Here is a 13,475-nt window from a genome sequence, read left to right as displayed (position 1 = left end):
AGCCTCACGCTCATTGCGCCGTGCCAAGCGGCGGCCGGATCCTCAATCCTGATCATCGAACCTCGGTACCACCTGGGCCTGATCGATGCTGTCGATGGGGAAGCAGTACTCCTCGCCGTCCAGCTGCAGCAGCACCTCGTCGCCCTCGACGCCGGCCAGCAGCCCCTGGAACTTGCGCCGCCCCTCGAAGGGCACGCGCAGCTTGAGCGCCACCTCGTGGCCACGGTAGCGGCTGAAGTGGTCGAGGGTATAGAGCGGACGATCCATCCCCGGCGAGGAGACCTCGAGGCGATACTCGCCGCGAATCGGATCCTCGACGTCGAACACGGCGCTTACCTGACGGCTGATATCGGCGCAGTCATCGACGCTGACGCCGTTCTCGTGATCGATATAGATCACCAGGCGTGAGTGCTTGCCCTGGGACTGATAGTCGATGCCCCACAGCTCGAAGCCCATGGCGGTTACCACGGGTTCGATCATTGCGTGAAGTGCAGCATCCTTGATAGCCACGGAAATATCGCTCCTACAGCCGTTGCATCAGGCACCTGGCCGGGAGTGAACAGGAAAGACAGGTGGCTGATTGGCGTTGCCCGGAACAGTGCCCCGGCGCCTGGCGCCCTGGGCAAGCTGCTAACAAAAAGCCCCTTCACAGGAAGGGGCTTTTACATGAAACCTTTAGACCACTCCGGCAGATCTGGCTGCCCCTTCTGCTCGACTCCCCAGCTTGCTGCTGCGGCTCGAAAGGCGCCTGACCGGAAGATGGTAGCGGGGGCCGGATTTGAACCGACGACCTTCGGGTTATGAGCCCGACGAGCTACCAGACTGCTCCACCCCGCATCAATCTAGGTCGGTGATTCTACGCATCGCCGAGACTTTCGTCAAGGGAGCTTCACCGCTATGCCAATCCTGCTTTCTGAAGGACCTCTCCTTGCCGACGGCAAGGCGGTGTATCAGATGGTGCCGAAGGCGGGACTTGAACCCGCACGACCGTAAGGTCACTACCCCCTCAAGATAGCGTGTCTACCAATTCCACCACTTCGGCATCAGGGGAGGCTGGAAACTACCAAGCGACCTAGTCGTCGCTTCCCTCCAGCACTGGCGCTGCATTATCCATACCCGAGGGGGTGTCGTCAAGGGTTGGAATGCCGCGCTGCTGCTCGATCAGCCGCGAATCGGGAATACCGGCCTCCGGTGCCTGGCCCGCCTGGGAAGCGTAGTAGGCCAGAGTCAGGGAGGTGGCGAAGAAAGCGGCCGCCAGGATAGCGGTGAACTTCGACAGGAAGCCACCGCTGCCGCGGGAGCCGAATACGGTCTGGGAGGCACCGCCACCGAAGGCGGCACCGGCTTCGGCGCCCTTGCCCTGCTGCAGCAGGATAAGGACGACCAGGGCGATGGCGATCGCCACATGGATCATGAGAATGGCAACTTGCATGGAATCAACCTGCTGACTGACAGATGGCTAGAAAATCGTCGACCTTGAGCGAGGCACCGCCCACCAGGCCGCCGTCGATATCGGGTTGGGCGAGCAGCTCGGCGGCGTTGCCGGCATTCATGCTCCCCCCGTAGAGCAGCCGCAGTTCGGCGGCCAGCTCGCGGTCATACTCCGCCTGATAGGCGCGAATGGCGGCCATCACCTCCTGGGCCTGCTCCGGCGTGGCGGTACGGCCGGTGCCGATGGCCCATACCGGCTCGTAGGCGATGACGATCAGCCGGCGCTGCTCGGGCTCCAGGCGCGACATGGCGAAACCCACCTGGCGCAGCACCACCTCCATGGTACGCCCGGCGTCGCGCTCCTCGAGGGTCTCGCCCACGCAGAGCACCGGCGTGAGGCCGACGCTGAGGGCGGCCAGCAGCCGGTCGAAGACCTGCTCGTCGCCCTCGCGGTAGAGCTGGCGACGCTCGGAGTGCCCCACCAGGGCATAGCGCACCCCGAATTCACAGAGCATCCGCCCGCTCACCTCGCCGGTATGGGCGCCGGAGTGGAGCGGATTGAGGGTCTGGGCACCGAGGCGCAACGGCGTGCCGGCAAAGACGCGCTGCGCCGCCTCCAGGTAGGGAAACGGCGGAAAAATCACTACCTCGAGCCCCTTCGGCAGCTCCGCCTCGGCAAAGGCACGACCAAACGCCTCGACCAGGTCGGCCGAGCCGTTCATCTTCCAGTTGCCGGCAAGCAGCGGGGTACGCATGGCGTGTCCTCTTCAAAAAGGCTGCGAAATGGTATAGGAGCGGCCCTGTCAAGACAACCGCAGGACGACTCCCGAGTCCGGGTATCAGGCTCAGGCCAGCAGCGCCTCGACCTCGCCGGCCAGGCGGCGCGCCAGGCCATCGACGTCGAGGTGCGGCCGCCCCTCGACCATGACGCGGATCAGCGGCTCGGTACCCGAGGGACGCAGCAGCACCCGGCCCTCGTCGCCCAGCTCGGTCTCGACCTCCGCCACCGCCGCCTGCAGCGCCGGCATCTCCATCACCGCCCGAGCGTCGCTGCCCGGGGTGAGGCGCACATTGACCAGCGCCTGGGGCGCCTTCTCAAGCCCCGCCAGCAGGCGCTGCAGCGGCTTCTCCTCGCGCACCATGATCGCCAGCACCTGCAGCGCCGAGACGATGCCGTCGCCGGTGGTCTGGACATGGCCGCAGACGATGTGCCCCGAGGACTCACCGCCCAGCTGCCAGCCGTTGGCCGCCAGGCGCTCCATCACGTAGCGGTCGCCCACCTTGGCCCGCTCGAAGGGAACCCCCAGCTGCTCCAGGGCCGCCGCCAGGCCGAAGTTGGACATCAGGGTGCCCACCACGCCACCGCCCAGCTCGCCCCGGGCGTGACGGTCCCGGGCGATCAGGTAGAGGATGTCGTCACCGTCGATCTCACGGCCGTCGCTGTCCACCAGCAGGACGCGGTCCCCGTCGCCGTCGAAGGCCACGCCGAGATCGGCCCCCTGCTGGATCACCGCCGCGCGCAGCGCCGCGGGATGGGTCGAGCCGACACCCTGGTTGATATTGAGGCCGTCAGGGCTCGCCCCGACCAGGCCCACCTCGGCGCCCAGCTCCCGGAACACGCTGGGCGCGATGTGGTAGGTGGCGCCGTGGGCGCAGTCCAGCACGACCTTGAGGCCGTTCAGGCTGACCCGGTCGGGAATGGTGGACTTGCAGAACTCGATATAGCGCCCGTCGGCATCATTAATGCGGGTCGCCTTGCCCAGCTTGTCCGCCGCCACCGTGGTCAGCGGCTCCTCCAGCATCGCCTCGATCTCCTCCTCCAGCTCATCGCCCAGCTTGGCACCGGCGGTGGAGAAGAACTTGATGCCGTTGTCGGGGAAGGCGTTGTGGGAGGCGGAGATGACGATGCCGGCATCGGCACGGAAGGTACGGGTCAGGTAGGCGATGCCCGGGGTCGGCATGGGGCCGAGCAGGGCCACGTCGACGCCGGCGGCGGAGAGCCCCGCCTCCAGGGCCGACTCGAACATGTAACCGGAGATCCGCGTGTCCTTGCCGATCAGCACCCGGGGGCGCCGCTGGCCGTGGCGTGCCACCAGCACCCGGCCGGTGGCCCAGCCCAGCTTGAGCATGAAGTCGGCGGTGATCGGCGGTTCACCGACGGTACCGCGGATACCGTCGGTGCCGAAGTAGCGTCGTGTCATTCAGCATCCTTCCTTGAGAACGGCCCAGGTCATGTTCACCGCATCCACGCTGGGGGCCACATCGTGAACGCGCAGGATTCGTGCGCCGCGCTCCACCGCCAGGGCGCTCAGCGCCAGGCCGCCGGGCAGGCGCTCCTCCACCGGGCGCTCGAGCACCTTGCCGATCATGCTCTTGCGGGACATGCCGACGAGCAGCGGCAACTCGAGTTCGGCCAGGCGCTCCATGCGGTTGAGCAGGCGCAGGTTGTGTTCCACGGTCTTGCCGAAGCCGAAGCCCGGATCCACCAGCAGGCGCTCCCGGCGCAGGCCGGCGGCCTCGCAGGCGGCCACCCGCTCGGCGAGGTAGTCGACCACGGCCTCTTCGATAGGCACATCATAGCGGGGCGCCTGCTGCATGTCGCGGGGCTCGCCCTGACGATGCATCAGGCAGACCGGCAGACCGGTGCCGATGGCCGCCGCCAGGGCACCCTCGCGGTCCAGGGAGCGCACGTCATTGAGCATGCCCGCCCCCAGGCCGGCCACCTCTCGCATCACCTCGGGGCAGCTGGTATCCACCGAGACCAGGGCATCGAGCTCGCGCACCAGGGCCTCCACCACCGGCGCCACCCGGTCGAGCTCCGCCGCGGGCGAGACGGGCTCGGCGCCGGGCCGGGTCGACTCGCCGCCCACGTCGATGATCGCCGCCCCCTCGGCCAGCATCCGCTCGGCATGGCGCAGGGCGTCATCCAGGGCCACATGGCGGCCGCCGTCGGAGAAGGAGTCGGGGGTGACATTGAGGATCCCCATCACCCGCGGGAAGGAGAGGTCCAGCCGATGGCGGCCGCAGGTCAGGAAGGCAGAGGTGGAAGTCATCATCACTCGAAGCGTCGGGCTGTTATGGGAGAGGTTGCGGGAGGCGTTGCGGAGCTTGCCGCCGTGCAGGACTCAGAAAAACGCAGGCGCCCCGAGTGGGGCGCCTGGCAGGGATGAACGCAGCGGGCTCAGGAGCCGGCCGGGCCGCCCAGCGGGTCGGAGGGCCGGCGACGGGGCTCGTCGTCATCCTCCTCGCCACCGTCGGCCTCGTCGGGGGCCTCCGGAGCCGCCTCGGCCTCGGGCGCCTCGGTCACCGGCGCGCCGGGGCCGGAGGAGTCACCGTCCTCCCAGTCCTTGGGCGGACGCGGATCGCGCCCCTCCATGATGTCCTTGAGCTGGTCGGCGTCGATGGTCTCATACTTCATCAGCGCCTCGGCCATGGCGTCGAGCTTGTCGCGGTTCTCCTCGAGGATGACACGCGCCTGCTCGTAGCAGTCGTCGATGACCTTGCGCACCTCCTTGTCGAGCTTGGAGATGGTCTCGCCGGACTTCAGCTTGCCGCCGCCCTGGCCCGGGCCGCCGAGGAACTGGTGGGACTCGTCCTCGTCGTACATGATCGGGCCCATCTCCTCGGAGAGGCCCCACTTGGCGACCATGCTGTGAGCCAGCTCGGTGGCACGCTTGATGTCGTTGGAGGCGCCGGTGGTGACCCCGTTGGGCCCCAGGGTCATCTCCTCGGCGATGCGGCCGCCGAACAGCGAGCAGATCTGGCTGAGAATCTGCTGGCGCGACAGGCTGTAACGATCCTGCTCGGGCAGGAACATGGTCACGCCCAGGGCGCGGCCGCGAGGGATGATGGTCACCTTGTAGACCGGATCGTGCTCCGGCATCACCAGGCCGATGATGGCGTGGCCCGACTCGTGGTAGGCGGTGTTGAGCTTCTCCTTCTCGGTCATGACCATGGAGCGGCGCTCGGCGCCCATCATGATCTTGTCCTTGGCGAGCTCCAGCTCCTCCATACCCACCAGGCGCTTGTTGCGACGGGCGGCGAACAGGGCGGCCTCGTTGACCAGGTTGGCCAGGTCGGCGCCGGAGAAGCCCGGGGTACCGCGGGCGATCAGCGACGGCTTGACGTCGTCTGCCAGCGGCACCTTGCGCAGGTGCACGTTGAGGATGTGCTCGCGGCCGCGGATATCGGGCAGCGGCACCACCACCTGGCGGTCGAAGCGGCCCGGACGCAGCAGCGCCGGGTCCAGCACGTCGGGGCGGTTGGTGGCGGCGATGACGATGATGCCCTCGTTGGCCTCGAAGCCGTCCATCTCCACCAGCAGCTGGTTGAGGGTCTGCTCGCGCTCGTCGTTGCCGCCGCCCATGCCGACCCCGCGGGAGCGGCCCACGGCGTCGATTTCATCGATGAAGATGATGCAGGGCGCCTGCTTCTTGGCCTGCTCGAACATGTCGCGCACGCGAGAGGCACCCACACCCACGAACATCTCGACGAAATCGGAACCGGAGATCGAGAAGAAGGGCACCTTGGCCTCGCCGGCGATGGACTTGGCGAGCAGGGTCTTGCCGGTACCCGGCGGGCCCACCATCAGCACCCCGCGGGGAATGGTCCCGCCCAGGCGCTGGAACTTGGTGGGGTCGCGCAGGAAGTCGACCAGCTCCTCGACCTCCTCCTTGGCCTCGTCGCAGCCCGCCACGTCGGCGAAGGTGGTCTTGATCTGGTCCTGGGAGAGCAGCTTGGCCTTGGACTTGCCGAAGCTCATGGGGCCGCCCTTGCCGGCCCCGCCGCCCTGCATCTGGCGCATGAAGAACATGAAGATGGCCAGGATCAGCAGGATCGGGAAACTGGCGATCAGCAGCCGGCTCCACAGGCTCTGCTGCTCCGGCTCCTTGCCCACCACGGTCACATTGTTGGAGAGCAGGTCATCGATCAGCTTGGGATCCTCCGCCGCGGGGCGGATGGTCTGGAACGACGAGCCGTCGGTGCGCTCGCCGGAGATCCGGTAGCCGTCGATGGTGACGCTACGCACCTGCTGGTTCTGCACCTGCTGGACGAACTGGGAGTAGTTCATCGACTGGGGGGAGCTGTCGACGCTGAAGTTGTTGAACACCGTCAGCAGCACCGCCGCGATGACCAACCAGAGGATCAGGTTCTTCGCCATATCGTTCAAGGGACTACCCTCAATGTCAGAAATCTGTCGGCCGCCATGGCCTGGCGCCTTGTATACGCTCTGTATAGGACACTACAGAAGCCCGCCGCGTTCAGCCACCGCCCATCCCGGACGGTCCACCGCAGGGGGCACTGTGACACACTTTGGCGCCTGCTGTCCGGCAATCAGCCCATTAGTCTGGGGCTATTGATTGCGCCTGCCGCCACGTTATCCGAGCCGAGCGCTCGCTCAGCCGCGAAACCCCTGGGCCAGCAGGTAGACCTCCCGGGAGCGCGCCCGGGAGGCTTCCGGCTTGCGCGTCACCACCCGGGTGAAGCGCTCGCGCAGGGTCTTCAGGTATTCATCGAACCCCTCGCCCTGGAACACCTTGGCCAGGAAGGTACCGCCGGGGCGCAGGGTCTGGCCGGCCAGGTCCAGCGCCAGCTCCACCAGGTACATCGCCTGGGGCTGGTCGATGGCGGCCATGCCGCTCATGTTGGGCGCCATGTCGGACATCACCAGGTCCACCGGCCGCTCGCCCAGCGCCGCCAGGATCGCCTCGAGCACGCTCTCCTCGGTGAAATCGCCCTGGATGAAGTCGACGCCGGCCAGGGCGTCCATCTCGAGGATATCCGAGGCGATCACCACCCCCTCCGGCCCCACCTTCTCGGCGGCCACCTGGCTCCAGCCCCCGGGGGCCGCTCCCAGGTCGATCACCGTCATGCCGGGCTTGAAGAGGCGATCCTTGTCGTCCAGCTCGAGCAGCTTGTAGCTGGCCCGGGAGCGATAGCCGTCCTGCCAGGAGCGCTGCACGTACTGGTCGTCGAAGTGCTCCTTCAGCCAGCCCTTGCTGGTCTTGCTGGATGGGCTGGCCTTGCTGGCGGCACTCTTGCTGGCCGGCGCCTTGCCGGAAGCGGGAGATGAAGTGCGGGAACGCGCCACGGCATCACCTGTGGTAAGGGGACGGGTGAAGGGACAGACAGGCGGTCGAGCGGAGTGCGGGAGTGGCACGCAGAACTGAAGAGTGCTGACCGGCCACTTCGACGCTGGCCGAATGCCCCGTGCTTTCACTGCGCGACGTTTCGCCCATGGCATTTTCCGCGTACCATGGATGGCTGCGCGCAACCGGGAAGACGCAAGATACCATGAGCTTGTCACAGGCACAAAAGAAAGCATTTCGCAGCATCGGCCACCACCTGAACCCGGTGGTGACGGTCTCCGAGAACGGCATCTCCGAAGGGGTCCTCGCGGAGCTGGGGCGAGCCCTCTCCGACCACGAGCTGATCAAGGTCAAGCTGGCCCTGCCGGAACGCGACGACCGCGCCGCCATCCTCGACGAGCTGGTCACCGCCAGCGGCGCCGAGCTGGTGCAGAAGATCGGCAAGATGGCGCTGCTCTATCGCCGCAATCCCCAGGCCAACCCGAAGCTCTCCAACGTGCAGCGCTTCGAGGGGCACCACGGCCGGCACTGAGCGCCGAGCCCTACCCAGCCTAGAAAGCAAAAGGCCCGCGGCACAGTTCACACTGCCGCGGGCCTTTTAATTGGCACTTTGTAGGAGCTCAGCTCCGCTGAGCGATCCGCTGCGCAGCAGCGGGGGCGCCTGCCGGCGCCATTCGGCGAAGCGTCGCACCGCCGATGAATCGGGCTCCTACAGGCTCGGCGCCTACAAGTGCTCGACGCCGGCGATCTCGTACTCGACGTTGCCGCCGGGGGTCTTGACCACCACCACGTCGCCCTCCTCCTTGCCGATCAGGGCGCGGGCGATGGGCGAGGTCACCGAGATCAGCCCCTGCTTGATGTCGGCCTCGTCCTCGCCGACGATGCGGTAGGTCACCTCATCGTCGGTATCGAGGTTGAGCAGCTCCACGGTGACGCCGAAGATCACCTTGCCGGTACGCGGCAGCTTGGTGACGTCGATCACCTGGGCGCTGCCGAGCTTGCCCTCGATCTCCTGGATGCGCCCCTCGATGAAGCCCTGCTGCTCCCGGGCAGCATGGTATTCGGCGTTCTCCTTGAGATCCCCGTGCTCACGAGCCTCGGCGATGGCGGCGATCACCTTCGGACGCGCCTCGCCCTTGAGCTGCTCGAGCTCCTTGCGCAGGCGCGCCTCTCCGGCAACGGTCATCGGGACCTTGTTCATTGTGCAGCTCCTGCATGCAGTTCCTGAAGCCGCCGCACCGTGATCTCGTTGCCGTATTCAAGCGCCATGCAAACGGCGTTGGCCCCCGCCAGCGTGGTGGCGTAGGGAACCTTGCGGGCAAGCGCGGTGCGGCGGATCACCGAGGAGTCCTGGATCGCCTGGCGACCCTCGGTGGTATTGACGATATAGGCGATGTCGTCGTTCTTGAGCAGATCGACGATATGCGGGCGGCCTTCGAAGACCTTGTTCACGACCTCGACGTCGAGTCCGGCGGCCTCAAGGGCAGCGGCGGTACCGCGGGTCGCGCACAGCGTGAAGCCCAATGTTACCAGAGAACGGGCCACCTCGATAACACCCGCCTTGTCCGGCTCGCGCACCGAGAGGAACGCCTTGCGCTCGCCGGTCAGCGCAGGAATCGCCTCGCCGGCGCCCAGCTGCGCCTTGTAGAAGGCCTCGGCGAAGGTGTCACCGCTGCCCATCACCTCGCCGGTGGACTTCATCTCCGGCGACAGGATGGGGTCGACGCCCGGGAACTTGTTGAACGGGAAGACCGCCTCCTTGACGCTGAAGAAGTGCGGCACGATCTCCCGAGTGAAGCCCTGCGCCTCGAGGCTGGTGCCGGCCATGCAGCGCGCGGCGATCTGGGCCAGGGAGGTGCCGATGCACTTGGAGACGAAGGGCACGGTGCGCGAGGCGCGGGGGTTGACCTCGATGACGTAGATCTCGCCGTCCTGCCAGGCCAGCTGCACGTTCATCAGGCCCTTGACGCCCAGCTCCACGGCCATCTGGCGCACCTGCTCGCGCATCTCGTCCTGCACCTCGGCGGGCAGCGAGTAGGGCGGCAGCGAACAGGCGGAGTCGCCGGAGTGCACGCCGGCCTGCTCGATGTGCTGCATGATGCCGCCGATCACCACCTGCTTGCCGTCGGAGACCGCATCGATGTCGATCTCCACGGCGGCATTGAGGAAGTGGTCGAGCAGCACCGGGGAGTCGTTGGAGACCTTGACCGCATGGGTCATGTAGTTCTCCAGCTCGTCGGCGGAGTAGACGATCTCCATGGCGCGACCGCCCAGCACGTAGCTGGGGCGCACCACCAGCGGGTAGCCGATGGTCTCGGCCTTGGCAAAGGCCTCCTCGAAGCTGCGCGCGGTGGCGTTGGGCGGCTGCTTGAGGCCCAGCTTGTCGATCATCTGCTGGAAGCGCTCGCGGTCCTCGGCGCGGTCGATGGCGTCCGGGGTAGTGCCGATGATCGGCACGCCGGCGGCCTCCAGCTCCCGGGCGAGCTTCAGCGGGGTCTGGCCGCCGAACTGCACGATGACGCCGACCGGCTGCTCCTTGTCGGCGATCTCCAGCACGTCCTCCAGGGTCACCGGCTCGAAGTAGAGGCGATCACTGGTGTCGTAGTCGGTGGAGACGGTCTCCGGGTTGCAGTTGACCATGATGGTCTCATAGCCGTCGTCGTGCATGGCGAAGGCGGCGTGGACGCAGCAGTAGTCGAACTCGATGCCCTGGCCGATGCGGTTGGGGCCACCGCCCAGCACCATGATCTTCTGGCGACCTGTGACCTCCGCCTCGCACTCCTCCTCGTAGGTGGAGTACATGTAGGCGGTATCCGAGGCGAACTCGGCGGCACAGGTGTCGACGCGCTTGTAGACCGGGCGGATGCCGGCCTTCTGGCGGGTCTTGCGGAACTCCTTCTCGGAGACGCCGAGCAGGCTCGCCAGACGAGCATCAGAGAAGCCCTTGCGCTTGAGGCGGAACAGCTCCCGGGCGTCGAGCTCGGAGAGCGAGCGCCGGGACACCTCGGCCTCGGTGGCGACCAGGTCCTCGAGCTGGACCAGGAACCAGGGGTCGATCTTGGTCAGCGCGAAGATCTCGTCGCGGCTCATGCCTGCGCGCATGGCGTCGGCCACGTAGAAGATGCGATCGGCGCCGGCGGCCTGCAACTCGGCCTTGATATGCGCCATGGCCTCGGCGGAGAAGTCGCCGGGCTTGAAATCGGGAAACTTGGGGTCGAGGCCGTCGTTGCCGGTCTCCAGGCCGCGCAGCGCCTTCTGCAGCGACTCCTGGAAGGTGCGCCCGATCGCCATCACCTCGCCCACCGACTTCATCTGGGTGGTCAGGCGGTCGTTGGCCTGGGGGAACTTCTCGAAAGTGAAGCGCGGGATCTTGGTGACCACGTAGTCGATGGCCGGCTCGAACGACGCCGGGGTGCGCCCGCCGGTAATATCGTTCTGCAGCTCATCCAGGGTATAGCCCACCGCCAGCTTGGCGGCGATCTTGGCGATCGGGAAGCCGGTGGCCTTGGAGGCCAGCGCCGAGGAGCGCGACACCCGCGGGTTCATCTCGATGACCACCATGCGCCCGGTGTCCGGGTCCACGCCGAACTGCACGTTGGAGCCGCCGGTCTCGACGCCGATCTCGCGCAGCACCGCAAGCGATGCGTCGCGCATGATCTGATACTCCTTGTCGGTCAGCGTCTGGGCCGGGGCCACGGTGATGGAGTCACCGGTGTGCACGCCCATGGGATCGAAGTTCTCGATGGAGCAGACGATGATGCAGTTGTCGTTCTTGTCACGAACGACCTCCATCTCGTACTCCTTCCAGCCCAGCAGCGACTCGTCAATCAGCAGCTCGTGGTTGTTGGAGAGCTCGAAGCCGCGGGTGCAGATCTCCTCGAACTCCTCCTTGTTGTAGGCCACGCCGCCGCCGGAGCCGCCCATGGTGTAGGAGGGGCGGATGATCACCGGGAAGCCCAGAGTGGACTGGATGCGCCAGGCCTCCTCCATGCTGTGGGCCACCTCGGCCTTGGGGCACTGAAGGCCGATGCGCTTCATGGCCTGGTCGAAGAGGTCGCGGTCCTCGGCCTTGTTGATGGCGTCGGCGTTGGCACCGATCATCTCCACGCCGTGCTTCTCGAGCACGCCGTGCTTGTCCAGGTCCAGGGCGCAGTTGAGCGCGGTCTGGCCGCCCATGGTGGGCAGGATGGCGTCGGGGCGCTCGGCCTCGATGATCTTCTCCACCGCCTGCCAGGTGATCGGCTCGATGTAGGTGGCATCGGCCATGGCCGGGTCGGTCATGATGGTGGCCGGGTTGGAGTTCACCAGGATGACCCGGTAGCCCTCCTCGCGCAGCGCCTTGCAGGCCTGGGCGCCGGAGTAGTCGAATTCGCAGGCCTGGCCGATGACGATGGGGCCGGCGCCGATGATCAGGATGCTCTGGATGTCTGTACGCTTGGGCATGGTGCTTCCCGCAGAATGTGGTGACGAGGGGCGACGTGTCTCGGGCTACTGCGCCGGGCTCAGGCCTGGCGGGCCTTCATCATCTCGATGAACCGGCCGAACAGCGGCGCCACGTCCTGGGGGCCGGGCATGGCTTCCGGATGCCCTTGGAAGCTGAAGGCCGGGCGGTCGGTACGCTCGATCCCCTGCAGGGTGCCGTCGAACAGCGAGCGATGGGTGGCGCGCACGTTGGCCGGCAGGCTCGCCTCGTCGGCGGCGAAACCGTGGTTCTGGCTGGTGATCATCACCTTGCCGCTGTCGAGATCCTGCACCGGGTGGTTGGCGCCGTGGTGGCCGTGGCTCATCTTCACGGTCTTCGCCCCGCTGGCCAGGGCCAGCAGCTGGTGGCCCAGGCAGATGCCGAAGATCGGAAGCTCGGTCTCGAGGATCTCCTGGATCGCCTTGATGGCGTAGTCGCAGGGCTCGGGGTCGCCGGGGCCGTTGGCCAGGAAGACGCCGTCCGGGTTCATGGCCAGCACCTCGGCGGCCGGGGTCTGGGCCGGCACCACGGTGAGGCGGCAGCCGCGGGAGGCGAGCATGCGCAGGATGTTGCGCTTGACGCCGAAGTCGTAGGCCACCACATGGTAGGGACGCTCGCCCTGGGTGGTATCGGCGTAGCCTTCGCCCAGGCTCCACTCGCCTTCGCTCCACTTGTAGGGCGCCTGGCAGGAGACCACCTTGGCCAGGTCCATGCCCTTGAGGCCCGGGAAGGCGCGGGCGGCGGCCAGGGCACGCTCCACGGCGTCCTCGCCCTCGGCCTCGGCGCCGGCCAGGATGGCGCCGTTCTGGGAGCCCTTGTCGCGCAGGATGCGGGTCAGGCGGCGGGTATCGATATCGGCGATGCCCAGCACGTTCTGGCTCTTGAGGTAGTCGGAGAGCGTCTGCTCGCAGCGGAAGTTGCTGGCCAGCAGCGGCAGGTCGCGGATCACCAGGCCCGCGGCGGCGATGCCCCCGGACTCCACGTCCTCGGCGTTGACGCCGGTGTTGCCGATATGGGGGTAGGTCAGGGTGACGATCTGGCGGGTGTAGGAGGGATCGGTCAGGATCTCCTGATAGCCGGTCATGGCCGTATTGAACACCACCTCACCGCTGGTCTGTCCATCGGCGCCGATCGCCGTGCCGTGAAATACGCTTCCGTCTTCCAGGGCCAGTATCGCGGGTCTGTTCAATGCAACGTCCTCCCATCTTTATGTAACGACAGCCATGTAACAACAGCTCGTCAGGAATAGTGCTACCGGTGGCACGCCCGCAAAAAAGCGGGACGAAAGCCGATTGAGACCGGTTTCATCCCGCTTGTTGTCATTCGCTCGGAACTGATTCGCTCAGAACATCAGAACACTGGGGGCCGAAGCAACAAGCGCTGTGTCAGGGCTCTCGCCCAGGCGCCCGGCCAAAATTTTGGGGATATTACAGGATCTGCCGCCCCTCGACTACCCCTTTGGTCGAGGCGCCCCGGCCAGTCCAGGCCCGGCC

At 66.7% G+C, this 13,475-nt stretch carries 11 protein-coding genes and 2 tRNA genes; 1 reads left to right on the top strand and 12 read right to left on the bottom strand.

Going from position 1 to position 13,475, the window contains the following annotated elements; all coding sequences use genetic code 11:
- Positions 1–42: 42 nt before the first annotated feature.
- The 9 genes from rimP to rlmE all read right to left on the bottom strand — a co-directional run bounded on the left by rimP (position 43) and on the right by rlmE (position 7,522).
- Positions 43–510 (bottom strand): ribosome maturation factor RimP, encoded by a 468-nt coding sequence (gene rimP, locus NHL60_RS00965; protein WP_253447795.1) that lies wholly within the window; start codon positions 508–510, stop codon positions 43–45.
- Positions 511–760: 250 nt separating this feature from the next.
- Positions 761–837, bottom strand: a tRNA-Met gene (locus NHL60_RS00960).
- Positions 838–955: 118 nt separating this feature from the next.
- A tRNA-Leu gene (locus NHL60_RS00955) sits at positions 956–1,042 on the bottom strand.
- Positions 1,043–1,072: 30 nt separating this feature from the next.
- Positions 1,073–1,432: a preprotein translocase subunit SecG gene (secG, locus tag NHL60_RS00950; protein WP_253447792.1), complete on the bottom strand. Its 360-nt coding sequence runs from the start codon at positions 1,430–1,432 to the stop codon at positions 1,073–1,075.
- Positions 1,433–1,436: 4 nt separating this feature from the next.
- Complete coding sequence (gene tpiA / locus NHL60_RS00945; RefSeq protein WP_253447789.1) at positions 1,437–2,186, bottom strand: triose-phosphate isomerase; 750 nt, start codon at positions 2,184–2,186, stop codon at positions 1,437–1,439.
- A gap of 90 nt (positions 2,187–2,276) precedes the next feature.
- Positions 2,277–3,632, bottom strand: a complete 1,356-nt coding sequence (gene glmM, locus NHL60_RS00940; protein WP_253447786.1) for a phosphoglucosamine mutase — start codon at positions 3,630–3,632, stop codon at positions 2,277–2,279.
- The gene (gene folP, locus NHL60_RS00935; RefSeq protein ID WP_253447783.1) at positions 3,633–4,484 is read right to left on the bottom strand and encodes a dihydropteroate synthase; all 852 of its coding nucleotides are present in this window, start codon (positions 4,482–4,484) and stop codon (positions 3,633–3,635) included. It abuts the gene before it with no gap.
- A 128-nt stretch (positions 4,485–4,612) separates the two neighbouring features.
- On the bottom strand, positions 4,613–6,601 hold the full coding sequence (gene ftsH / locus NHL60_RS00930) for an ATP-dependent zinc metalloprotease FtsH (protein WP_253447780.1): 1,989 nt from the start codon (positions 6,599–6,601) through the stop codon (positions 4,613–4,615).
- 228 nt (positions 6,602–6,829) lie between these two features.
- Entirely contained in the window at positions 6,830–7,522 is a 693-nt protein-coding gene (gene rlmE, locus NHL60_RS00925; protein WP_301271082.1) for a 23S rRNA (uridine(2552)-2'-O)-methyltransferase RlmE, read from the bottom strand.
- A 203-nt stretch (positions 7,523–7,725) separates the two neighbouring features.
- Between rlmE and yhbY the strand changes: the two genes are divergently transcribed.
- On the top strand, positions 7,726–8,052 hold the full coding sequence (gene yhbY / locus NHL60_RS00920) for a ribosome assembly RNA-binding protein YhbY (protein ID WP_253447777.1): 327 nt from the start codon (positions 7,726–7,728) through the stop codon (positions 8,050–8,052).
- Positions 8,053–8,244: 192 nt separating this feature from the next.
- Here the strand turns inward: yhbY and greA are convergent, their stop codons facing one another.
- From greA to carA, 3 genes are read right to left on the bottom strand one after another with little or no spacing between them, the layout of a single operon-like run.
- Positions 8,245–8,721, bottom strand: a complete 477-nt coding sequence (gene greA, locus NHL60_RS00915; RefSeq protein ID WP_253447774.1) for a transcription elongation factor GreA — start codon at positions 8,719–8,721, stop codon at positions 8,245–8,247.
- Positions 8,718–11,963 (bottom strand): carbamoyl-phosphate synthase large subunit, encoded by a 3,246-nt coding sequence (carB, locus tag NHL60_RS00910; RefSeq protein ID WP_253447771.1) that lies wholly within the window; start codon positions 11,961–11,963, stop codon positions 8,718–8,720. Before carB ends, greA begins: the two co-directional genes overlap by 4 nt.
- 59 nt (positions 11,964–12,022) lie before the next feature.
- Positions 12,023–13,171 (bottom strand): glutamine-hydrolyzing carbamoyl-phosphate synthase small subunit, encoded by a 1,149-nt coding sequence (gene carA / locus NHL60_RS00905; protein ID WP_253447767.1) that lies wholly within the window; start codon positions 13,169–13,171, stop codon positions 12,023–12,025.
- Between the last annotated feature and the right edge of the window lie 304 nt (positions 13,172–13,475).

It is taken from the genome of Halomonas sp. Y3 (genome assembly GCF_024137965.1).
GTDB classification, from domain to species: Bacteria; Pseudomonadota; Gammaproteobacteria; order Pseudomonadales; family Halomonadaceae; genus Halomonas; species Halomonas mongoliensis.
Note: the sequence above shows the minus strand (reverse complement) of the source record. Positions and strands in the feature narration are given on the sequence as shown.